Source organism: Rickettsiales bacterium Ac37b (genome assembly GCA_000746585.2).
In the GTDB taxonomy this organism is placed as follows: domain Bacteria; phylum Pseudomonadota; class Alphaproteobacteria; order Rickettsiales; family Arcanibacteraceae; genus Ac37b.
This window is the reverse complement of record CP009217.2, coordinates 605,387-626,555: the sequence shown is the minus strand read 5'-3', so window position 1 is coordinate 626,555 and position 21,169 is coordinate 605,387. Positions and strand designations below refer to the sequence as shown.

25 protein-coding genes and 2 tRNA genes are annotated in these 21,169 nt (G+C 30.7%); 16 read left to right on the top strand and 11 right to left on the bottom strand.

Annotated elements, in window-relative coordinates; all coding sequences use genetic code 11:
• Window positions 1-166: 166 nt before the first annotated feature.
• Window positions 167-3,169 carry a hypothetical protein gene (locus tag NOVO_03080; GenBank protein ID AIL65005.1) on the bottom strand — a complete coding sequence of 1,001 codons (3,003 nt, stop codon included), beginning with the start codon at window positions 3,167-3,169 and terminating at the stop codon, window positions 167-169.
• Window positions 3,170-3,240: 71 nt separating this feature from the next.
• Here NOVO_03080 and cutA point away from each other — a divergent pair, with 71 nt between their 5' ends.
• The 6 genes from cutA to gltX all read left to right on the top strand — a co-directional run bounded on the left by cutA (window position 3,241) and on the right by gltX (window position 7,836).
• Complete coding sequence (cutA, locus tag NOVO_03075; protein AIL65004.1) at window positions 3,241-3,552, top strand: Divalent-cation tolerance protein CutA; 312 nt, start codon at window positions 3,241-3,243, stop codon at window positions 3,550-3,552.
• Between the two features lie 95 nt (window positions 3,553-3,647).
• Window positions 3,648-3,721 (top strand) — tRNA-Gln (locus tag NOVO_03070).
• Between the two features lie 114 nt (window positions 3,722-3,835).
• The gene (gene atpD / locus NOVO_03065) at window positions 3,836-5,263 is read left to right on the top strand and encodes an ATP synthase subunit beta (GenBank protein AIL65003.1); all 1,428 of its coding nucleotides are present in this window, start codon (window positions 3,836-3,838) and stop codon (window positions 5,261-5,263) included.
• Between the two features lie 3 nt (window positions 5,264-5,266).
• Window positions 5,267-5,677, top strand: a complete 411-nt coding sequence (atpC, locus tag NOVO_03060) for an ATP synthase subunit epsilon (GenBank protein AIL65002.1) — start codon at window positions 5,267-5,269, stop codon at window positions 5,675-5,677.
• A gap of 148 nt (window positions 5,678-5,825) precedes the next feature.
• Window positions 5,826-6,383 (top strand): hypothetical protein, encoded by a 558-nt coding sequence (locus NOVO_03055; protein ID AIL65001.1) that lies wholly within the window; start codon window positions 5,826-5,828, stop codon window positions 6,381-6,383.
• Between the two features lie 46 nt (window positions 6,384-6,429).
• Complete coding sequence (gltX, locus tag NOVO_03050) at window positions 6,430-7,836, top strand: Glutamate--tRNA ligase (GenBank protein AIL65000.1); 1,407 nt, start codon at window positions 6,430-6,432, stop codon at window positions 7,834-7,836.
• A gap of 73 nt (window positions 7,837-7,909) precedes the next feature.
• On the opposite strand, the gene thyX is transcribed toward gltX, so the two are convergent.
• A complete protein-coding gene (thyX, locus tag NOVO_03045; GenBank protein ID AIL64999.1) occupies window positions 7,910-8,839 on the bottom strand; it encodes a Thymidylate synthase thyX in 930 nt (309 codons plus the stop codon).
• 305 nt (window positions 8,840-9,144) lie between these two features.
• On the opposite strand from thyX, the gene lpxD reads away from it, so the two are divergent.
• From lpxD to NOVO_03010, 7 genes are all read left to right on the top strand, one after another.
• On the top strand, window positions 9,145-10,236 hold the full coding sequence (gene lpxD, locus NOVO_03040) for a UDP-3-O-acylglucosamine N-acyltransferase (GenBank protein ID AIL64998.1): 1,092 nt from the start codon (window positions 9,145-9,147) through the stop codon (window positions 10,234-10,236).
• Window positions 10,229-10,678, top strand: coding sequence for a 3-hydroxyacyl-[acyl-carrier-protein] dehydratase FabZ (fabZ, locus tag NOVO_03035; protein AIL64997.1), 450 nt, complete (start codon window positions 10,229-10,231; stop codon window positions 10,676-10,678). Before lpxD ends, fabZ begins: the two co-directional genes overlap by 8 nt.
• Window positions 10,675-11,472 carry an Acyl-[acyl-carrier-protein]--UDP-N- acetylglucosamine O-acyltransferase gene (lpxA, locus tag NOVO_03030; GenBank protein ID AIL64996.1) on the top strand — a complete coding sequence of 266 codons (798 nt, stop codon included), beginning with the start codon at window positions 10,675-10,677 and terminating at the stop codon, window positions 11,470-11,472. The genes fabZ and lpxA overlap by 4 nt, the downstream gene beginning before the upstream one ends.
• A 1-nt stretch (window position 11,473) precedes the next feature.
• The gene (locus tag NOVO_03025; GenBank protein AIL64995.1) at window positions 11,474-12,286 is read left to right on the top strand and encodes a hypothetical protein; all 813 of its coding nucleotides are present in this window, start codon (window positions 11,474-11,476) and stop codon (window positions 12,284-12,286) included.
• Window positions 12,287-12,632: 346 nt separating this feature from the next.
• A complete protein-coding gene (locus NOVO_03020) occupies window positions 12,633-13,205 on the top strand; it encodes a hypothetical protein (protein ID AIL64994.1) in 573 nt (190 codons plus the stop codon).
• Between the two features lie 152 nt (window positions 13,206-13,357).
• Window positions 13,358-13,723: a hypothetical protein gene (locus NOVO_03015; protein ID AIL64993.1), complete on the top strand. Its 366-nt coding sequence runs from the start codon at window positions 13,358-13,360 to the stop codon at window positions 13,721-13,723.
• Between the two features lie 511 nt (window positions 13,724-14,234).
• Window positions 14,235-14,429: a hypothetical protein gene (locus NOVO_03010; GenBank protein ID AIL64992.1), complete on the top strand. Its 195-nt coding sequence runs from the start codon at window positions 14,235-14,237 to the stop codon at window positions 14,427-14,429.
• Here the strand turns inward: NOVO_03010 and mnhC1 are convergent, their stop codons facing one another.
• From mnhC1 to mlaA, 7 genes are read right to left on the bottom strand one after another with little or no spacing between them, the layout of a single operon-like run.
• On the bottom strand, window positions 14,430-14,768 hold the full coding sequence (mnhC1, locus tag NOVO_03005; protein ID AIL64991.1) for an Mrp complex subunit C1: 339 nt from the start codon (window positions 14,766-14,768) through the stop codon (window positions 14,430-14,432).
• Window positions 14,769-14,771: 3 nt separating this feature from the next.
• Window positions 14,772-15,191, bottom strand: coding sequence for a putative monovalent cation/H+ antiporter subunit B (locus NOVO_03000; protein AIL64990.1), 420 nt, complete (start codon window positions 15,189-15,191; stop codon window positions 14,772-14,774).
• Window positions 15,181-15,753 (bottom strand): Mnh complex subunit A1, encoded by a 573-nt coding sequence (gene mnhA1, locus NOVO_02995; GenBank protein AIL64989.1) that lies wholly within the window; start codon window positions 15,751-15,753, stop codon window positions 15,181-15,183. Before mnhA1 ends, NOVO_03000 begins: the two co-directional genes overlap by 11 nt.
• The gene (locus tag NOVO_02990) at window positions 15,743-16,033 is read right to left on the bottom strand and encodes a putative monovalent cation/H+ antiporter subunit G (GenBank protein ID AIL64988.1); all 291 of its coding nucleotides are present in this window, start codon (window positions 16,031-16,033) and stop codon (window positions 15,743-15,745) included. The genes mnhA1 and NOVO_02990 overlap by 11 nt, the downstream gene beginning before the upstream one ends.
• Before the next feature lie 2 nt (window positions 16,034-16,035).
• The gene (locus tag NOVO_02985; protein ID AIL64987.1) at window positions 16,036-16,305 is read right to left on the bottom strand and encodes a putative monovalent cation/H+ antiporter subunit F; all 270 of its coding nucleotides are present in this window, start codon (window positions 16,303-16,305) and stop codon (window positions 16,036-16,038) included.
• A 5-nt stretch (window positions 16,306-16,310) separates the two neighbouring features.
• Window positions 16,311-16,925 carry a putative phospholipid-binding protein mlaC precursor gene (gene mlaC / locus NOVO_02980; protein AIL64986.1) on the bottom strand — a complete coding sequence of 205 codons (615 nt, stop codon included), beginning with the start codon at window positions 16,923-16,925 and terminating at the stop codon, window positions 16,311-16,313.
• Window positions 16,922-17,680 carry a putative phospholipid-binding lipoprotein mlaA precursor gene (mlaA, locus tag NOVO_02975; protein ID AIL64985.1) on the bottom strand — a complete coding sequence of 253 codons (759 nt, stop codon included), beginning with the start codon at window positions 17,678-17,680 and terminating at the stop codon, window positions 16,922-16,924. Before mlaA ends, mlaC begins: the two co-directional genes overlap by 4 nt.
• A gap of 163 nt (window positions 17,681-17,843) precedes the next feature.
• On the opposite strand from mlaA, the gene NOVO_02970 reads away from it, so the two are divergent.
• Together NOVO_02970 and sugE are read left to right on the top strand one after the other, a co-directional pair.
• A tRNA-Phe gene (locus NOVO_02970) sits at window positions 17,844-17,919 on the top strand.
• Window positions 17,920-18,052: 133 nt separating this feature from the next.
• Window positions 18,053-18,373 carry a Quaternary ammonium compound-resistance protein sugE gene (sugE, locus tag NOVO_02965; protein ID AIL64984.1) on the top strand — a complete coding sequence of 107 codons (321 nt, stop codon included), beginning with the start codon at window positions 18,053-18,055 and terminating at the stop codon, window positions 18,371-18,373.
• 86 nt (window positions 18,374-18,459) lie between these two features.
• On the opposite strand, the gene coq7 is transcribed toward sugE, so the two are convergent.
• Together coq7 and NOVO_02955 are read right to left on the bottom strand one after the other, a co-directional pair.
• The gene (coq7, locus tag NOVO_02960) at window positions 18,460-19,008 is read right to left on the bottom strand and encodes a 2-nonaprenyl-3-methyl-6-methoxy-1,4-benzoquinol hydroxylase (GenBank protein ID AIL64983.1); all 549 of its coding nucleotides are present in this window, start codon (window positions 19,006-19,008) and stop codon (window positions 18,460-18,462) included.
• Window positions 19,001-19,504 carry a Disulfide bond formation protein B gene (locus NOVO_02955; protein AIL64982.1) on the bottom strand — a complete coding sequence of 168 codons (504 nt, stop codon included), beginning with the start codon at window positions 19,502-19,504 and terminating at the stop codon, window positions 19,001-19,003. Before NOVO_02955 ends, coq7 begins: the two co-directional genes overlap by 8 nt.
• 75 nt (window positions 19,505-19,579) lie before the next feature.
• On the opposite strand from NOVO_02955, the gene lysS reads away from it, so the two are divergent.
• On the top strand, window positions 19,580-21,139 hold the full coding sequence (lysS, locus tag NOVO_02950; GenBank protein AIL64981.1) for a Lysine--tRNA ligase: 1,560 nt from the start codon (window positions 19,580-19,582) through the stop codon (window positions 21,137-21,139).
• The last annotated feature ends 30 nt before the right edge of the window (window positions 21,140-21,169 follow it).

The window sequence follows — 21,169 nt, the reverse complement described above, 5'->3', positions numbered from 1 at the left end:
TTTTTAAATGTATAAAATACTTGTAAGAAAAATTCACTATATTTTGATTTTCAATAGGGACATATAGCTTGTTAACTTGCTATTTGGGACGTTGTCGTTCCCTTGTCTTTGTACTAATTCAACTCATCTCTTCTAGCCCAAATAACCAGTTAATTTGCTATAGTGTTTATGGTGCTAATAAAGAAGATTTAAATTTTTCTAAGAAAGATTCAATAGAATTGATATCTAGGCTTTGTACTAAGTTAGAAATATCTATAGGGTTATTTTCTCCCATAATAAATTCAAAAGTGCTATATAATTTACTTGAAGGAGAAATATAGTTTTTGAAAGTATAATATACAGTGTCTGCATTACTTTGTTTTTGTGTGGTGGTATAACATAAAAGTAGGTGCAATAAATTTTCTTCATCTCTACTAGAAAAATTAGGGATGGATTTATCTAGCTTTGCAATTGTTAAATGCTCTAATTTTTCACAATTTCTTTGTAACCATAATATACGAGTTTTAAGGTGGTAAGCTTCATCACTATTATCATTATTTAATAAATCTAAGGCTTGTTCTAATTTCTTATTTTCAATAAATGCTTGTGCTTTAAGGTAGTTACGTTGTGTCTGTAGTAATGGAGAAATATTGGGATGATAAGTTTTGTTTAATATTTCTATGACTTTTGTAGGTTTTTTATCAAGCAAATAAATTAAGGCAAGTTTAGCTCCTACTCTTGCTCTATCTTCTCCGGTAAGCCTATAAGATACTGCATGATTAAGCAAAGCTTCAGCCTTTTCAAGTAAATCAAGTTGTACTAACATATAGGCAATATTTTGTGTAATATCATCTCCCAATTTACCAATAGGTAGTAAGTTATAAAATTCAAAAAATAACGATACTGCTTGGAAAGGAGGCATATTATTTGCAAGTCCATTTTTTTGAAATAGGGAAACAAATAATTTACTCATTTGAGATTTAATAAAGAATATATCAGGACTTCTAGGGAAAGCTTTAACTAATTCATCCCATACTCTTAATGTTTGAGCATAATTATGATTTTTTTCATATAATTCTGCTAAGTAACGTAATAGTCTATTATCTAGCTTATTACCACGCCATACATTTCTTAATTTATCTAACCTGGAAATTGCTTCATCCAAGGTCAGTTTATCTGATTCATAAAGTAATTTAGTAGTAGAAAAGGTGGCTTTTGCTCTATTTAGTCTATCACCTAAATTATTTGTTAAACTAGACCAAATTTTAAGAGCTTTTTTATCATTTCCTGACTTATGTGCATATAGTCCTGAATAAAATTGCATACTATTATAACATTTTTGTGTTTCGGGGTTAGTATTCAATTTTAAATTAGAAAAATAATCTAAAATTTGTTTAATATGATCTAACCTATTGGCAATAAAGCTTGCTCTAATATCAAGGAAAGCTAGCTTACATATTAGTGTAATAGGGTAGGTTTTTAAAAAACTATCTTTATAGTGTAGAAAATCATATAAAGGATTGGGTATGCCAAGAGATAGCATTATAGTATTTTGCCAGAATTGTATTTCATCTTGATATTCTGTAGGTATTTCTTCTAAAGGTATGTTGTCTAGGAGAATTTTAGCTTCTATTTCTTTCTGATTTAAATAAAACGCTACTGCTTGTAATAATTTGAAATTTAAATTTTGTGTAAAATCTGGATATAAATTATCAATATATTCAGTTACACCTGCGGCTTCCTTGAAAAATTTTCTTCCTAAAAACATTTGGGCCAGTTTAAAAATTGCTTTAGGTTTTTCTAAGCCTTTTGCTTTTATGATATTTTCTTGCAAAGTTTGTCGTGTGGGTATAAAGGTGCCTGGTACAAGGTTAACCCATTCAGTAAAAGGTAATAAACTATCTGTATGGTTATTGGTAGAATGTATGCCGGCAAATTCCTGTGCTTGTGGCATTTTAGTATTAACAGATAAAATTTCTATACCTTTAGCATTATTTATTAATTGTACATGATCTGAAATTAAATCTATAGCAAAGCCTTGTATTGTAGCGAGTAAAGTAAAGTCTATAAAATGGCGTGTTTGAGGTACTTTACTATCCATGCTGTAAAAAGGAATTACAAGAATTGTATTACCTGTTATAGGCTGAGTAAACTTAATAGGTTTAGCTCCATTTACAGCGGGAAAAAAGATATTTTTCATTTCTGGATTAAAGTTTTGTAATATAAGTTGAGCGTTGGCTGATGCAATTAAGGGTTGCTGATTAAATTCTAAAATCCAATTGTATTTCTCTTTATAAAAAGCAATTTTATTAGGATCTGCATTAGTTTTAATATACAGTATGGTATTATCGGGAATATCTAATTCTTGTATATCTTGAATAAAAAAATTAGAATTTGCTTTAATTGCTTCTAAGTTAATGTTAATTTTCTGGTTAAATAATATCCATAAATATCCAGATTGATAAAAAGCTGCAGACGCTACCTCATAGTCCCATGGAAAAGTAAGTTTTCCATTAGAAGAGATATTATTATTAGCAATATTCGGGGAATCTGACTTTTTATCAGAAATATTAGGATTTTGAATAAGTAATGTATCTGTGGTTTTAGCCAAAGTTTTTGTGGTTTCTAAAGTAGTATCAACAGAATTTTTGGTATCCGATTTATCTGATAATAATTGTGTTTTGGTATTAATATTTGTACGTGTAGTAGATAGTTTATTTTTAGGTTTTTCTTGAGGCTTTTCTTTAGATTTAGTTAAGGGAGTAGGTTTTGTTTGTGTTTTGGCTGTTGCTGTAGAGGTTTTATTATCTTGCTTTATTAATTCAATACCAACAGATTTATCGCCAAAAAATTTACGTATAGTATAATTGCTATTATTGAGAGCTAGAATAATAGTATTACCTTCTTTGTTCGCAGTGGCACCTATAATAAAATCTTTTGTGTTATTGAGGAGAGAAGAAAAGTTAGGTACAAAGTTCCTATTAAATTTTATATGGACAGATGAACCTTTTAAAGTAGCACTGAATCCTACTGGTTGTTTACAAAAAAATATAATACGAGAGTGTTTTGGTGAGCTATTAGCTTCTATTTTTAATTGTTCTAAAGCTTTACTTTCTTGAGAATAAAGTAATAATATAATTATTAGAAAAAAAAATCTCATTATTAATAATAAATCAAATTGAAAATACATCCTATACTAAATATAATGATACTATAACAATATACGATTATAAAGCAATCTCTATTCAATGGCAAACTATTATGTCTTGTACAATTATATATACTACATTTCAAAATAGAGATGAGGCTATTACTATAGCGAAAACATTGGTAGAAGAAAAATTAGTAGCATGTGCTAATGTTATAGATAAAGCAATATCTATATATAGATGGAATGATCAAGTTGAAGAAAGCGTAGAAACGGTGCTTGTTAGTAAAACAACAAAGGTAAAGCTAGAAGAAACTATATCAAAAATTAAGCAATTGCATAAATATGAATGTCCATGTATAGTAACCTTTGATATAACGGGTGGTGATATTGATTATATAAACTGGATAAAAAATTCAGTTTAGCTAAATATAAAAGTTGAATAATATTTATCTATAGTGTATTTATACAGTTCTAGCGCCTAATTATTTTAGAGTGCTTTCTTGTAAATACGAATTATTGGGGCGTGGCCAAGTGGTAAGGCACCGGTTTTTGGTACCGGTATCAGAGGTTCGAATCCTTTCGCCCCAGCCACTTGTATATATTTCATTATATATTTAGGGTTTTTCAAGAATAAGGCATATTATTCGTTACTTTTAAAGTACATAAAGTGTAGAATTTTAATATTGGTAGTTAAGGTAAAAAAGAATGGTGAAAAATAAAGGGAAAATTACTCAAATTATTTCAGCTATAGTAGATATACAATTTGAGCATGGAGAATTGCCTGCTATTCTTAATGCGCTAGAATGTTTATATGAAGATAGAAAATTAGTATTAGAAGTTGCGCAGCATCTCGGTGAAAATACGGTTCGGGCCATAGCACTAGACTCTACTGATGGGTTGGTTAGAGGTATAGAGGTTGTAGATACAGGTCATCCAGTTTCTGTGCCTGTTGGGCCTGAGACTTTAGGTAGAATTATGAATGTAATTGGAGCTCCTATAGATAATCGTGGAGAGATTAAAGCTAAGGATTTTGCCCCTATTCATGCTAAAGCTCCAGATTTTACAGAACAATCTACGCGCAAAGAAATATTAGTTACGGGAATTAAGGTTATAGATTTGCTTGCACCTTATGCTAAAGGTGGTAAAGTAGGCTTATTTGGTGGTGCTGGTGTAGGTAAGACAGTGTTAATTATGGAATTAATTAATAATATTGTTAAAGCGCATGGTGGTTATTCTGTTTTTGCTGGGGTTGGGGAGCGTACTCGTGAAGGAAATGACTTATACAAAGAAATGATCGAATCAGGGGTAATTAATCTTGAAAATCCTTCTGAATCTAAGGTAGCATTAGTTTATGGACAAATGAATGAGCCTCCTGGAGCTAGAGCGCGTATTGCCTTGACGGGTTTAACGTTAGCTGAATATTTTCGTGATCAAGCTGGGCAAGATGTATTGTTCTTTGTTGACAATGTATTCCGTTTTACCCAGGCTGGTTCTGAGGTTTCGGCTTTACTTGGGCGGATACCTTCTGCTGTTGGATATCAACCTACGTTAGCTACAGATATGGGTGCAATGCAAGAACGTATTACATCAACTAAAAAAGGTTCTATTACTTCTGTACAAGCTATTTATGTACCTGCCGATGACTTAACTGATCCTGCGCCTGCAACAAGTTTTACCCATCTTGATGCAACTACCGTATTGAGTAGGCGTATAGCAGAACTAGGTATATATCCTGCTGTTGATCCTTTGGATAGTACGTCTCAATTATTAGATCCTCGTGTGGTTGGAGAAAAGCATTATAAGATAGCCAGAGAGGTACAAAAAGTATTGCAAACCTATAAATCATTACAAGACATAATTGCCATATTAGGTATGGATGAATTATCGGAAGAAGATAAACTTGTTGTGGCTCGTGCTAGAAAGATTGAGAGGTTTTTATCTCAGCCTTTCCACGTAGCAGAAGTATTTACAGGTGCACCAGGTAAGTTTGTGCCCTTAGAAGAAACAATTAGTGGTTTTACGGATTTGGTAGAAGGTAAGTATGACCATTTACCTGAAGCTGCATTCTATATGGTTGGATCTATGGAAGAAGCAGTAGAGAAGGCTCGTAAAATGGCAACAGAGGCTGTATAATATATGTCAGATAAGAAGTTAAATTTAGAAATAATTACTCCTGAGGGGAAAATATTCTCACATGAAGTTGATATGGCTGTAATACCAGGAACAGAAGGGGATTTAGGAATATTGCCTGGCCATATATCTCTTATATCTACAGTGAGGCCTGGGTTGTTAATCACTTATCATGGGGATAATATAAGTAATAATATTTTTATATCAGAAGGATTTGCAGAAATATACAATGATCATTGTGTAGTATTAGTTGAAAATGCCGTGGATACAGATAAGTTAGACAAGAGTGATATAATAAATCACGTTAATGATCTAAATAAGGCTATAGCAATTAGTGAGTCTGATGAAGAGATTTTGGAGTTAAAGGCAAAGGTTTCTGTATTTCAAGCAATATTAGAAAGGGTGAATTTACATTAAAATAGCTCTAAAACAAATATTAAAACCTTATTATTTCAAGTATGGTACATATATTATAGCATATTTATATTTTGGTAATGAATAAGAATTTGTTGTAATTAAGGGTATAAATTTAATTTTAGTATATTAATAGTAATTGAGGAGTATAATGAATTTACCTCTAATGCCTAAAGCTACTGCTGTATGGCTTATTGAAAATACAGCTTTAACATTTGAGCAAATAGCTGAATTTTGTAATATGCATATTTTGGAAATTAAGACTATAGCAGATGGTGAGGTAGCACAGAATATCATAGGTTGGAATCCTATATTAGAAGGTCAATTAACGTTAGAAGAAATAAGACGTTGTGAGCAAGATGAAAATGCTCGTTTAAAATTAATAGTAAGAGATCAGTATCTAAAAGGTAGTAAAAAGAAAACACCGCGTTATATACCAGTTGCAAGGAGACAAGATAAACCGGATGCTATTGCTTGGTTTTTAAAAAATTGTCCTGAAATGCAGGATTCACAAATATGTAAATTAATTGGTACTACCAAAAGTACAATTTCGTCAATACGTAACAAAGAGCATTGGAATATTAGTAATATTAAACCTCGTGATCCTGTATTACTTGGATTATGTACTCAAATTGAATTAAATAAAGCAATTGAACATGCAAAATTGGATGCAAGTATACAAAAAGATAAACAGAATAATAACGTCTAAAGTTTTATACTTACTTTCAATGCAAAAGAGATTTTAGGGAGAATGAATGGTAGTTACTAGATTTGCTCCATCTCCTACTGGTTTTTTACATATAGGTGGGGCTAGGACTGCATTATTTAATTATCTTTTTGCCAAGCATAATAATGGTAAGTTTTTATTACGTATTGAAGATACTGATCAAGAGCGTAATTCCAAACAAGCTATAGAGGCAATACTAGAAGGATTATCGTGGCTTGGATTGTCTTGGGATGGAGATGTAATTTATCAATCTTCTCGTATTAATCGTCATTTAGAAGTAGCGCATACCCTAATTGCAGAAGGTAAAGCGTATTATTGTTATATGACACCAGAAGAATTGAGTATATTACGTGATGAAACTGCTAAATTAGGTAAGCAATTTAGGTATGATGGTCGGTGGAGAGATCGTGATCCAAGTGAAGCACCTGAAGGTATAAATCCTGCGATTAGGCTAAAGGTAGCTAAGGAAGGTAGGATCGTTATTAATGATAAGGTACAGGGACAAATCATTACTGAAAATAGTGAGCTAGACGATATGATTCTGGTTAGATCAGATGGTACTCCTACTTATATGTTTGCTGTAGTAGTGGATGATCACGATATGGGAATTACTCATATCATACGAGGTGATGATCATTTAACTAATGCATCGCGTCAAGAAGTTTTATATCAGGCTTTAGGATGGAATTCCCCCACTTTTGCGCATATTCCCCTTATACATGGTCCTGATGGTAGTAAATTATCTAAGCGTCATGGAGCATTAGGTGTAGAAGCTTATCGTGACATGGGGTATATACCAGAAGCCTTAAGAAATTATTTATTACGTCTTGGATGGAGTCATGGTAATGATGAAATTATTTCTACTCTGCAAGCAATAGAGTGGTTTAATCTAGAATCTATAGGTCAGTCTCCTGCTAGGCTTGATCTTAAAAAGTTAGATAATATTAATGCTCATTATCTAAAGAATAGTGAAAATATTAAGCTTATAGAATTTATTCAAGCATCTTTAGAAGAAAAATTAGGATATGCATTAAATTGTGACAAGATATCTACGTTAGAACTTGCTATGAATGGATTAAAAATTAGAGCAAAAAATCTTAATGAACTTGCTGATAATGCGTTTTTTTATGTTGCAGACTTGCCGCTACAGTATTCTGAAAAAGCAGCACAAATTATGACTGAAGATGCTAAAATTTTATTAAATCAATTAACAGGAATGTTACAAAATATAGATCTGTGGGCAGAAGAGAATTTGCATAATGTTATTAAAGATTACGCAAGCAATTTGAATATTAAATTAGGCGATATAGCGCAGATTATAAGAGTTGCACTAACTGGTTCTACTACATCGCCAAGTGTTTTTGAAATTATGTCTATCTTAGGTAAGGCTGCATCCTTAGAAAGGTTGCAGCTGGCTATAAAGCAAAAATTATAGTAAAAACATTCGAATTAGCGCGTTACTCTTCGCTCTATTTATCCTACATCAATGAAAACTGGGTTCACTGTGCCTAATTAAGTTCTAGTAACTGCATTAATTCATTCCATTCGCGTTTGCTCATATTACTAGTTTCTTGAGTAGGCTTTTCACCTTTTAACATTGCTTTTATAGTATTGAGGCCAGAACAAGAAACGTTTACTCCATGTACGTTATATTCCATAAATGCTTCATATGTAATAGGCACCCAATCTTTAACTAGGTTTAAGATAGCCACAGCATAGGCTCTAATTTCATATTGAGCGTGGTTATCTGCGCGTAATGATAAAAAATGTAATAAATTATATAAATCAATTTTCCAGTACCATTCTGTATAAAAATTGAGATTTAGGTTCATGCGTGCTAATTCTCGTGACAGTCCGACTTTATCTGGATCAATAATATTACCTTGTTCATCTTCATTCAGTAATTCTTGATAATGCGCATAACACATTTCTGCATCAGTTTTTAATATATTTAAAATATATTGAGTTTGTTCTGGAGTTAATTTATCATCACTTCTTCCTTGCTTATTAGTAGTAGATTGAGGAGCAATATTTTCTGGAGAGGGAAGATAAAACTCTTTTGATAAAATAGAATAGCGAGCTGAATATTCATTAACATTTGCTGTACGATGTCTAATCCATTGGCGTGCTATAAAAATAGGTAGTTTAATGTGGAATTTTATTTCGCACATTTCAAAAGGGCTGGTATGTTTATGCCTCATTAAATAACGTATAAGCCCTGTATCTTCATTGATTTTTTTAGTACCTTTTCCATAAGAAATACGAGCAGCTTGAGTTATTGCAGCATCGTTGCCCATGTAATCTATTACTCTAATAAAACCATGATCTAAGACAGGTAGAGTTTGGTATAAAATTTTTTCTAAAGATGCTGAAGTGGCACGAATTGTTGAATTTATTTCTGTTTCAAAAAGATCATGTGTTTTAGGAGCCATAGTCATATAATTTTTATTCCTTTCTTAATTATCTTCTACTAATATAGAACAAGAAGAATTTATATCCAATCAAATTTTATAGTAATGTATAAAAATTTTCGTACAAATAATGACATCAAAACAAATATTAATTAAATATAGTAGAATATATTGAAGATTCGTTATATAGTGTGCTCAATAGTAAGTTGATTTGAATCAGTACGCAGTTAGCTCAAGGCTCTCCTACTATTTGTAGGCTTCGCTTATAGCGTCTAGTCCTAAATTTACTTAATTTACTATATATAATGATGAAAAGTTAAAAAAGGAAAGCTATGGTAGATCCTATTTTTTTTGATAATTGTGGACCATTTTCGTTAGGTGAAATTGAGAGAATATCAGGAGCAAAAGTATATAATGAATCAAATAAGAAGATAGATATGGCTCAATTAATAGGTGGCGTTGCACCTTTAGAATTAGCTGATTCTACACATATTACTGTTTTAAATAATACTAAATATCTAAATATATTATCATATAGCAAAGCTGCTGCGTGTTTTATAGAAAGAAAATATATCAATCATGCTCCAAAAGATATGATATTATTATGTTCTGATAATCCATATAAATCTTATGCTCTTACCTCAGCTGCTTTTTATCCAAATCAAGTTAAGAGTTATAATAATACCTCGCCACTGTTTGAATTCAAACAGAGTGCAGATTATTATAGAGCATCTTCTGCCCAAATTGATAATACTGCAATTATAGGAATTAACACTCGTATTGAGCACGGTGTCGTAGTTGGTAGCAATGTTGTGATTGGTGATAATTGTACTATAGGTGCAAATACTGTCATTGGAAGAGGAGTAACCATTGGTAATAATTGTAGTATAGGTCCGCTTACAACTATTTTATATGCTATAATAGGTGATGATGTGATAATACATACAGGAGTTAGGATTGGTCAAGATGGTTTTGGTTTTGCAAGTGATAAGTTAGGGCATTATAAAATTCCACAATTAGGTAGGGTTATTATAGGAGATCATGTAGAAATAGGTTCTAATAGCTGTATAGATAGAGGGTCGGGTCATGATACTGTGATAGGAAATCATTGTATGATTGATAATTTAGTACAAATTGGGCATAATGTAGAGCTTGGCAAAGGGTGTGTGATAGTAGCACAAGTAGGGATAGCAGGTAGTACTAAATTAGGGGATTTTGTGCTGGTAGGAGGACAGGTAGGTATTTCTGGGCACCTTAATATAGGAGCTATGTCGCAAATAGCGGCTCAAAGTGGAGTGATTCGAGATGTAGAACAAGGGACAATAGTTGGAGGATATCCGGCAATACCTATTAAGCAATGGCATCGCCAAACAAGTATTTTAAGAAAATTAATTAAATTACAAGAGAGTAAACAAAATGCCTAATAAGATCATTAATATTGAGCAAATATTGAAAATGATACCGCATCGATATCCTTTTTTGCTTATTGATAAGGTAATTGAGTTAGTGCCAGACCAATATGCATTAGGTATAAAAAATGTTACCTTTAATGAACCACATTTTCTTGGTCATTTTCCTGAGAAACCAATTATGCCTGGAGTATTAATTATAGAAGCTATGGCCCAGACCTCAGCTGTTTTGGTAGTAGATACTTTAGGTGATGAAGCTGAAAATAAACTTGTATATTTTATGTCAATTGAAGAAGCAAGATTTCGTAAAACGGTAGTGCCAGGCGATACCATGTATATACGTGTTACAAAAGATCGTAATCGTGGAAAAGTGTGGCGATTTAATGCAGAAGCAATGGTTGAAGATTCAAAGGTTGCAGAAGCTACGTTTACAGCAATGATTATGGATAGAGAATGAGTAATAATATACATCCTACTGCGATTATTTATCCAGGTGCTGAACTTGCAAATAACGTATATGTAGGGCCTTATTCTATAGTAGGCAAGAATGTCAAATTAGGAGAAAATGTTGTACTGAAATCACATGTAGTGATAGAAGGACATACTGAGATTGGTGATAATACAGAAATTTTCCCTTTTGCGTCAATAGGACATATACCGCAGGATAAAAAATATAAAGGTGAAACATCTCGAGTTATTATAGGTTCAAATAATATTATACGTGAACATGTAACTATTAATCCTGGGACAGTAGGGGGAATAATGAAAACGGTTATTGGGAATAACTGTTTATTAATGGTGTCTTGTCATGTAGCGCATGATTGCATTATAGGTGATAATGTAATTTTGGTTAATAATGTGACGCTTGGCGGTCATGTAGTAATAGGTGATTATGCAATACTGGGGGGACTTAGTGCAGTTCACCAATTTGTAAGGATAGGTGCGCATGCTATGATTGGAGGTATGGCATCTATTGAAAGTGATGTTATACCCTATGGTATTGCATTAAACGAAAGAGCATATTTATCTGGTATAAATATTGTTGGTCTTAGAAGACGTAATTATGATAATGAAACTATCTCATCTATTCAAAATGTATATGAAGAATTATTTCTGCACAAAGATAGCAGTACATTTGCTAATAAATTGAAGATAGCAGCTGAGAAATATAAAGATAATGCTAATGTGATGGTTATGATAGATTTTCTTTTACAAAATACGGCACGTTCTATATGTAAACCAAAATTATAATATGGAAAAGATAGGTATAATAGCTGGTGGTGGTACATTGCCTAAAGAAATTTTAAGGTATTTGCAGGCTAATAATCGTAAATTTTTTGTAGTGGCGCTTAAAGGTGAGGCTGAGTTAGAATTATCTGATGAAATAGAACATACATGGCAAGATATAGGCAAAGTAGGTCAGATTTTAAATATTCTTAAAGATGCTAAGGTAAATAAAATAGTTTTAGTAGGAAAGATAAAGCGTCCGGCATTATCCATGTTTAAGCTTGATAGTGTAGGAATGAAATTGGTAGCAAGACTTGCTAAAGCTAAAATTTATGGTGATGATGCGTTGTTACGTGTAATTACTACCTTTTTAGAGGAAGAAAATTTTTCAGTTATTGCACCTAATACATTATTACCTGAATTAGTTACTCCTAAGGGTTTGGTAGGTAGTATTGCTCCAACAGATCAGGATTTAGAAGATATTGAGGTAGGTATAAATGTTTTGCGCACAATGGAAGTCTTAGATATTGGTCAAGCGGTAATAGTAGAAAATAATTTAATTTTAGGTGTAGAGGCTGTAGAAGGTACTGACGCTCTTATTCAGCGATGTAAAGATTTAAAACGTGAAGAAGGGCGCGCCGGTATATTAGTAAAGATGAAAAAATCTATTCAGGATCAGCGGGTAGACCTTCCAACTATTGGTCCAAATACAGTCCAATTAATATATGATGCTAATATGGCGGGAATAGCTTTAGAAGCGGGTAATTCATTGATTGCAAACCTTGAAGCTACAAAAATTCTTGCTAAGAGATTGGGTATATTTATTATAGGTGTTTGAAAATTTTTTACTTTTGCTGCATTACCAGATAGATTATTTGTTATACTTGTTCCCTCATACATATTCTAAGTTAGAATATAAATTCAGAAATATAATATTTAAAAAATTGGATCGATTATTTATCGATAAGCTTATTTAATTTTAATTATAGCTTTTTAATTTGTTATTTGGGATGTTGTCGTTCCTCATCTTATGTACTATTTGTACAATTCAACTCGTCTCCCATAGCCTAAACTAAGAAGTTAATTTGCTATAATAATATTAATATCAGTATAATAAGAGTTATTGTAATTTAATAATTTGTAATATATATTATTACTCACGTTTATTTTAATATGAGCTAAATATGAGATCTTTTGATAAGCGCTATAATAAGGCAGAAAATAAACCTTCATTCAAAGAACAGAACAAATATGGTGGTATAGAGCATTATAATTCCATCAATATTTGCCAACATTTAAAGAAATATAGAGATCATTCTCCTGATCGTGAGTTTTACAATATACTTAGAAGAGCTAATCAATTACTAGATAGCAACGAACAACCAAAGGATACTATTCTATTTAATGCTAGAGGGTTAAGTAATTTGCTTTACGAAATCAGCAATATCTATAAGCGTAATAGAGGTATAAAGCCAGAGTTATTTAAAATTTTGCTTGAAGAAGGTTTACTTAATAACTGGCATATTTCAGCGTGTGAACAATTATATGAATTTAATAGCCAAAATTTAGCTAATTCTCTTTATGCATTTTTATTAATGGATCGTAATACATTACGTATTCCAAATGAGTTAATTCAAGGTATAAATAATAACCTTATGAATAATGAAAATAGTACGTATCATCAATTATATACTATATATTATCAGCTTTCAGATAAACAGAAAATTTATTATCTAAGGAAACGCAAAACTTTATAATAAACTTAAATTTTAAAAAAGATCTACAAATATCGCAGTTAGAACTAAAAGTAAAAGAAGCATTATTACTTTCAGAGGAAAAAATTTATCATAATTACTGGATTAAAGAGGTTGCAACTGATGTAGATTTTTATTTACCAAAAAGAAATTTAGTGGCCCAAATAGATGGGCCGTCTCATTATTATGTAAACTCAGATCGTGAAAATGCTTCTACTCAATTGAATAGCTTTTTAATAAAAAAGCAAAATTATAATTTACTAAGATTAAATTATCTTGACATTGATAATAAAAATTTAAGAGAATTAACAGAATATATATTAAAAAACATACAAATATTCTCTACTACGCAGGAAAATATTGATGCTTCATCATCTGCGAATAAGGAAATAAAACCTGAATCTCCTTCTACTACGAGAAAGTATGAGTCTATTAATAAAAATGATGAATCACATCATTCCTGGAGCAAAAGAATAAGAAAGGAAAAAGAAATCTTAGAGAAAGGTTATGGTATTGGATAGTGCTGTCTCTTGATTACTTTTGTATTTTCACCTTTTTGAATGATGAGTTGGATACTCAGCCATATGGAGTAATATAAAATTTTCCATATTTTTTGATTAAAAAATAAAAATTTTTGAAAAAATTAAAAAAAGGTACTTCCATAGCTTAAAAATTATATATACCATGAAGAGTATCAGTAATCGTTTAAAGAATAGGCCAGATTTTGAAAGGGAAGTTATAAGGGCGGAGAAGTTAAAAAAATAATTATGACTGTAGCCAAAAATGCAGTAATAATTTAATACTTTAACACTACTCGCTAAGTAATTTCTTATAAACGAAGGTTCTAGAATCTTTAAATGTAATAAGCTGGCAAAAATATTTAGACGATTATTGATACTTTAAGTTTAAATATTAAATATAAAAAAAGAAAAAATAAGAGAATAAAGTGATAAAATACAGTAGAAAGAAATTTTAATTACATCTAGACATGGTAATAATTATCCATTATGTTCATGGATAAAGGATATAATTATGGCAATATTACCGTTATTGGTGTTTATATTTATGATTAGTACGCTTGTTGTATTAGTTATAGGTCTTATATTCATGGCGCTTGGAAATGAACTTAATGAGAAATATGGTAATAAGCTTATGACTCTTAGAGTGACATTACAAACTATAACATTATGTCTACTTGCTGTGTATTTTTTATCTCATAATACCTAATTATAAAGGTAAATCTTCTTCTTCTATGGTTTGGTAAGTTTCCTTGATTCTGATTATTAGTGCAAGTGCTACTGATAAGGTTGCTAAACCCACTACAATTGCAGTGAGCATTAGAACTTGAGGTAATGGATTAACGTATGTTTCAGGACATATATCATAGTTTAAGCATTTTAGTACAGGTATTTGACCTTCTTTAACTTTACCTATAGTCAGGAAAAACAATAATATGGAAGTTTGGATTATACCAAGTGCCATAATCTTTTTGATGAGATTAGAATTTATTACTATTCCACATATGCCAAAAACAAATAGTATTATAACAATATAATAGTAAAACATATTTTAATACCGCCTTCTAATTAAGCTCAAAAATATTAATAATATGGAGGAAAAAACAGTTATACCTATACCTAGTTCTATGAGCATAATACCTAATTTCTCACTGGCCAATTTATCGGTAATTAAGACAGAATAAGTCAAAAAATTTTTATTGAATAATATAGGTATTATACCAACTATAATGTACATTAGAATACCGCTAACAAGATAAATCTTTAAAGTAAAAGATGATATAATTTTATACATAGCTTGGTTACCAAATACCATTGTGTATAATATAAATGCTGAAGCAAAGATTATTCCTGCTTGAAATCCTCCTCCTGGAGAAAACTCTCCATTAAATTGAATATAGAGAGCGAGTAACATAATAAATGGTAATAAAAGTTTTGTAATAACTTTTAAAATTATATTATTAATTTGCATTAGTATTGTTCTTATTATTTAATATAGTTAGCACACAAATTGCAGCAGTAAATATTACTATTGTTTCTCCTAAAGTGTCATATCCTCTATAACTTGCTAAAATTGAAGTCACAATTTCCGGAATTCCAATTTCTATGCCCGAAGATTGAATATAGTGCTTAGTAATTGGGCTTTGAGAAAGTATAATATGCTCACCATAGTCAGGAAAATATAATGTTAAATATGATAATATACCAACTAACATTATACCTAAAACAATACTAAATATCAGTCTTAAAGTAAAGCCTTGGTTTTTAGGTGATGAATTATTTATGTTAATATGAGTTAAAGAGGTTAAAAGTATTATCGTACTAACACAAGCTCCAACAGATGCTTCTGTAATTGCTACATCAGGTGCGTCCAGTAATATATAAATTACTGTCATAATTAAGCTAAAAGCTGATAATATAATAATACAGGTTAGTATGTTTTTATTATAAATAATAAAAAAAGCACTAAATAGGGCAAAAACTAATAATATAATTTCAAGAGGGGTAATAATAGTAGTAATGTTAAACATCATTCTCATCTTCAGAAGATAATAAGGCTGATTTTGCTAATATATGGCAAGCAGTAGGGTTAGTAATTAATAATATTATAATAAGTAAAAATAGTTTAAAACTAAAGATAGTTAGACCATTTTGCATAATTAATCCTACTATAACTAACGGTCCTCCACAACTATCGCCTATTCCTGCTGCATGTAACCTGCTAAGAAAATCAGGAAATCTCATGCAACCAATAGTGCTTGAAAATATAAATACGCCTCCTATTAAAATAAAAATCCAGCCTATTAATGCCATAATTATTCTTTAAGCTGCTTTTGTTTAAAATATCTTAAAAATCCTATTGTTGCTATAAAATTTATAAAAGCATAAATTAAAGCAATATCTAGAAAAGTTTCTTGTACTTTAAGAGAAGCAATTAATGTAATTAATATAATGACATAGTTAGTAAGACAATTCATTGACATAATTTTATCAAATATTGAGGAGTTATTAAAAATACTAATTAACATTAAGGTTATGCTAGTTAAAATAAGTAAAGTAATTATTACATAAAAGATGTTATACATAGTAATTATTTAATACCTAGATTATTTTTTAATTGTGCGAATAAAGCTTCAATTTGATTATTGCCATTTGTGATTATTGAGCTAAAATCTGACTTAGTTGTAACTATTAGACTCACGCCTTCTGCTATTATATCAAATACCATAAATTGATTATTATTGCCTCTTATCATATAATTTACAGCAATAGATTGGCCATTAGGCCTAGAAATAACAGTGTATACTATGTATTCATTGTCATTACGTTTATTGACATTAGTGATTTTAAAACTTTCTTGAGTATATTGCTTAAATTTCGGTACGTAACTATTAATTAAATATTGCTTATATAAAGTTCGATATTCAGTAAGTTGTTTATCATCAAGACTACGTAAATATTTGCCAAGTACAAAATCTCCCATCCATGTTATATCAACAGTATTTATAAATAATTGTTTTAAAACTTCTTCTTTTTCCTTAGGAGTGGAATGGGTATTTTGTATAATAGCAAGAGTTTTATTGCCAATATTATTAACAAAATCCCGGACTTGTTGCTCGGTTCCAGTTTCTTGAGCTAAAGCTATATTATAAGATATAATAAAAAATGATAATAAGATTATCATAAAATTTTTAGAGCATTTCATATCTTGTTCTCCTTAACATCATTATTATACTGTAAAATATTTTTACCTTGTAAAAGATTTTGTATATAGAAGCTACGTGTCATTATATAAGGATCTAAGGCAGTTTTATTAATATGTTCTATAAGACTCATATTATTATTCGTGGTATCTAAGATTCTTATAGCATATCTTCCAATAACTTGATAATCATTAAAAAAATAGTTGAGAGGATCAAGAATAATATCTAACACCAAGCCAAAAGCCCCACGTGCTGTTGAAGGTCCTACTATAGGTATCATCACATATGGTCCAGGGTTACCATTATAGTGAGCAAAAGTTAAATCAAAATTTGCAGGTTTATTAGGTAATCCAAGCTCACTTGCTATATCAAATAGACCGCCAATACCTAAGGTACAATTAATGGTAAAACGCCAAAAATTTTGCATGGCAGATTTAAAGTTACCTTGAAGAGCGCTATTAACTACTCTAAGTGGATGAGATAAATTATTAGTAAAATCAGTTACTCGATTTTGTCCCCATTTTGGTGTAATAGTTTGATATATTCTTGTAATAGGCTTTAGAAAATATTTATATAATGATATATTGAAACTATAAGATCTTCTGTTAAATTTTTCAAAAGGGTCCTTTATGGTTTGAATAGTATCATCGTAATTAATATTATAAATATCTTGATTTTGATTAGAAGATATATCAATTCCCCAAGCTTCAAAATGTGTAAATAAATTTATAGCAAGTAAAAATAATATTAATCTCATTTCATGCTCTGTAATTTTATATTATAGTCGTTGAATATATAAATATAATTTATTTTATCAATAATATAAATTATATAATTTAATATTAAGCTAAAACGTATAAAAATATCACTTTATTGTTGCAATTTATGAAAATTAGTAATATGTCTATCAGAATTATTAAGGCTGGATAGCTCAGTTGGTAGAGCAATGGACTGAAAATCCATGTGTCCCTGGTTCAATTCCTGGTCCAGCCACCATTTATATATTAAAATTTATCTGCAAAAAATAAATCCTATATTTTAAGGTAAATGAGGAAATATCCAGAAATTTACCTTATGTGCATGTAATATTTTTGTAATATATAGATAACTTAATTATCTGGGAGATAATATGCTACTAGATTGGATTTATCTAATTATGGCTGGACTAACAGAAATAGTATTTGCTATCTGTTTAAAAGCTTCTCAAGGATTTACGCGTCCGTTGCCTACTACGTTATTTGTGGTTTCTGCAGTTTTAAGTTTGTACTTAATGAATAAATCTATGAATTCTATATCGCTAGGCACAGTATATGCAGTGTGGACTGGTATAGGTGCTGCTGGTGTAGTTATCACAGGAGCTATTTTATTTAAAGATCCTTTATCACTGCCTCGTATTGTATTTATTAGTTTATTATTAATATCAATTATAGGCCTAAAATTCAGTGAGTAGAGATCAGAAATACCATATTTTTTGTTGATAGATATAATGAATTCGTAGAAAGCTATAATATTGATTTAGATATTTGTATAAAATTCTTAAAAGCGTTTAGCAAGAAAAATAGCTGCACGACATCCTTGTTGTATTATAAAATTTAGAGAAGTATATAAGGGTGAGAGGGTTGCTCCCTGCTCTAAAGCTGTATTTTTGTGTTCGAGTTCATCATCACGGAATTTAGTAATTTTTTGTTTAAGTTCAGCATTCTGATTGGTTAATAAGTTTATTTGCTTATTATAATGTTCTGTAATCACTGTTTCTACGGCGCTAGTACATGCCATAGCAGCTTTATCACCTATTAAAGCAGTGATAGCTCCTAGAGCAAATCCAGCGGCATGCCAAAATGGATGTAATATAGAAGGTCTTATTCTGTGTTTTATTAATTCTTGTTCAAAGAAGGTGAGATGTTCGAGTTCTTGTTCTTTCATATGTTTAATTAAGAGAGCAGAAGGATGATTTTTAAGTATGGCTAACTGGCCTTCATATATACGTTTTGCACCATACTCTCCAGCATGGTTAACTCGAATTATGGAATGTAGTAACTCTTGTTCTTTATGGTCACCTGGTAATGGATTTTTTATATTATTCATATTTAGTTTTCCTTAATGCTACATACGATAGATACACTAAAATAATAGATAGAATAGAATTCCAGCCTGTCATAGAGATACCTATAAATCTGAAGGAAACTTCACTACAAGAGGGGCGTTGGTTTTGTAAAATTTGATTGCGTAATTCTTCGATAGTTAAAGTTTGATTAGAAATAGAAGGAGCGCTATTACAGCTACTTGTACCTTCGAATATATGATATTCTACTCCTACATGATATAAAGATAAAATAGTGCTACTAATAAAAGTTAATAAGCACAATACAAGCGTTATTTTTTTTAATTTGTTAATACCCAAGCCTATGATTGAAAAAATTATTGTAAGTATATATGGTATGCGTTCGTATATGCATAATATGCATGGCTTTAGACCAAACACATATTCAGAAATTAAAGCTGTTGAGATAGCTACAACACTTGCTATAAAAATAAATATTAGTATATTACGATGATTAAGAATATTTATTATTGGTATCATATAAAAAAGCCAAACAAGGAATTAATACAAAATTAACATATAGACTACTATAAAAATTAAAATAGGGCAAGAAAGATGAATGATGAACAAATTGGAGTATTAGCAAATAAAGCGTGGCCATTTTTAGAAGCTGAAAAAATTTGGCAGAAAATCGGGAAAAAACTACCTCACAAAGGTTACGTTTTATTTGAGACAGGATATGGTCCATCTGGGTTGCCACATATTGGGACATTTGGTGAGGTGGTACGTACTGCGATGGTACGGCATGCATTTGAAGAATTATATAATCTACCAACACGACTGATAGCTTTTTCTGATGATATGGATGGTTTAAGAAAAATTCCAGATAATTTACCTAACAAAGAGATTATTCAAGAATATCTAGGCAAATCTTTAACTAGTATTCCTGATCCTTTTGGTACTCATAAAAGTTTTGGACATCATATGAATGCACGTCTTTGTAGTTTTTTAGATCAATTTGGTTTTGATTATGAATTAAAAAGTGCTACAGAGTGTTATAAAAGTGGATTTTTTGATCAAGCACTGTTTGTCATATTACATCATTATGAAGAGATTATGGAAGTGATGCTACCTACGCTTGGTGAGGAAAGGCAATCAACTTATAGTCCATTTTTACCTATATGTTCTAAAACAGGTGTGGTGCTGCAAGTACCTTTAACTGCGTGGGATAAAGAAGCAGGGACTATAACATATGAAGATATTGATGGATCTAAGGTTACAATAGCTGTGACTGGTGGAAGTTGTAAATTGCAATGGAAGGTTGATTGGGCAATGCGTTGGTTTGCGCAGGAAGTAGATTTTGAGATGCATGGTAAGGATTTGATTTCATCAGCTGAGTTATCTTCTCGTATTTGTCATATTGTAGGAAAACAGGAACCTGTACTATATAAATATGAGTTATTTCTTGATGAAACTGGGCAAAAAATTTCGAAATCAAAAGGTAATGGTCTTACTATAGAGCAATGGTTGCGTTATGCTCCTGAAGAGAGTTTGTCGCTTTTTATGTATAATGCTCCTGGTAAGGCTAAGAGATTATACTTTGATATTATACCTAAAACTGTAGATGATTATATTACTTATAATAATAAATATACTACAGAAGATTTAACTAGTCCTTTATGGCATATCCATAAAGGTGTTGTTCCTAAATATGAATTATATGGATTAAATTTTAGCTTATTACTAAATTTGGCTAGTGTTTGTAATCCTGAAGATAAAAGAGTGTTATGGGGATTTATCGCAAAATATGCAAATAATGCTAATCCAGAAGATGCGCCATTTTTAGATAAGTTAGTAGGTTATGCTATTAAGTATTATGAAGATTTTATTTTGCCAAATAAAAGCTTTAGAGTTGCTAGCAAGGAAGAGAAAGAGCGCTTAAAAGAAATTAAAGGTATGTTGCAAACAGTTACAAATGAGGTAACGGCTGAAGAATTACAAAATAATATATATACTATTGGCAAGAATAGTGGAATAGAATTAAAGGATTTTTTCAAAATGCTTTATGAAGTATTGTTAGGGCAATCTCAAGGGCCTCGTTTAGGATCATTTATTAAATTATATGGGATTAAAAGTACAATTAAGCTTATAGAGACTATGATAGAAAGAAATTAGAGATTGGTATGGGGTTAAATAGATTATTAT

Coding starts and splice junctions, on each gene's coding strand:
- gltX (AIL65000.1), top strand. CDS start 6,430: ATGGTAGTTACTAGATTTGCTCCATCTCCTACTGGTTTTTTACATATA.
- lpxA (AIL64996.1), top strand. CDS start 10,675: ATGAGTAATAATATACATCCTACTGCGATTATTTATCCAGGTGCTGAA.
- mnhA1 (AIL64989.1), bottom strand. CDS start 15,753: ATGATGTTTAACATTACTACTATTATTACCCCTCTTGAAATTATATTA.
- mnhC1 (AIL64991.1), bottom strand. CDS start 14,768: ATGTTTTACTATTATATTGTTATAATACTATTTGTTTTTGGCATATGT.
- atpD (AIL65003.1), top strand. CDS start 3,836: ATGGTGAAAAATAAAGGGAAAATTACTCAAATTATTTCAGCTATAGTA.
- thyX (AIL64999.1), bottom strand. CDS start 8,839: ATGACTATGGCTCCTAAAACACATGATCTTTTTGAAACAGAAATAAAT.
- NOVO_02955 (AIL64982.1), bottom strand. CDS start 19,504: ATGATACCAATAATAAATATTCTTAATCATCGTAATATACTAATATTT.
- NOVO_03055 (AIL65001.1), top strand. CDS start 5,826: ATGAATTTACCTCTAATGCCTAAAGCTACTGCTGTATGGCTTATTGAA.
- NOVO_03000 (AIL64990.1), bottom strand. CDS start 15,191: ATGCAAATTAATAATATAATTTTAAAAGTTATTACAAAACTTTTATTA.
- coq7 (AIL64983.1), bottom strand. CDS start 19,008: ATGAATAATATAAAAAATCCATTACCAGGTGACCATAAAGAACAAGAG.
- NOVO_02990 (AIL64988.1), bottom strand. CDS start 16,033: ATGGCATTAATAGGCTGGATTTTTATTTTAATAGGAGGCGTATTTATA.
- cutA (AIL65004.1), top strand. CDS start 3,241: ATGTCTTGTACAATTATATATACTACATTTCAAAATAGAGATGAGGCT.
- NOVO_03010 (AIL64992.1), top strand. CDS start 14,235: ATGGCAATATTACCGTTATTGGTGTTTATATTTATGATTAGTACGCTT.
- lpxD (AIL64998.1), top strand. CDS start 9,145: ATGGTAGATCCTATTTTTTTTGATAATTGTGGACCATTTTCGTTAGGT.
- mlaA (AIL64985.1), bottom strand. CDS start 17,680: ATGAGATTAATATTATTTTTACTTGCTATAAATTTATTTACACATTTT.
- mlaC (AIL64986.1), bottom strand. CDS start 16,925: ATGAAATGCTCTAAAAATTTTATGATAATCTTATTATCATTTTTTATT.
- NOVO_03020 (AIL64994.1), top strand. CDS start 12,633: ATGAGATCTTTTGATAAGCGCTATAATAAGGCAGAAAATAAACCTTCA.
- NOVO_03080 (AIL65005.1), bottom strand. CDS start 3,169: ATGTATTTTCAATTTGATTTATTATTAATAATGAGATTTTTTTTTCTA.
- lysS (AIL64981.1), top strand. CDS start 19,580: ATGAATGATGAACAAATTGGAGTATTAGCAAATAAAGCGTGGCCATTT.
- fabZ (AIL64997.1), top strand. CDS start 10,229: ATGCCTAATAAGATCATTAATATTGAGCAAATATTGAAAATGATACCG.
- sugE (AIL64984.1), top strand. CDS start 18,053: ATGCTACTAGATTGGATTTATCTAATTATGGCTGGACTAACAGAAATA.
- NOVO_02985 (AIL64987.1), bottom strand. CDS start 16,305: ATGTATAACATCTTTTATGTAATAATTACTTTACTTATTTTAACTAGC.
- NOVO_03025 (AIL64995.1), top strand. CDS start 11,474: ATGGAAAAGATAGGTATAATAGCTGGTGGTGGTACATTGCCTAAAGAA.
- atpC (AIL65002.1), top strand. CDS start 5,267: ATGTCAGATAAGAAGTTAAATTTAGAAATAATTACTCCTGAGGGGAAA.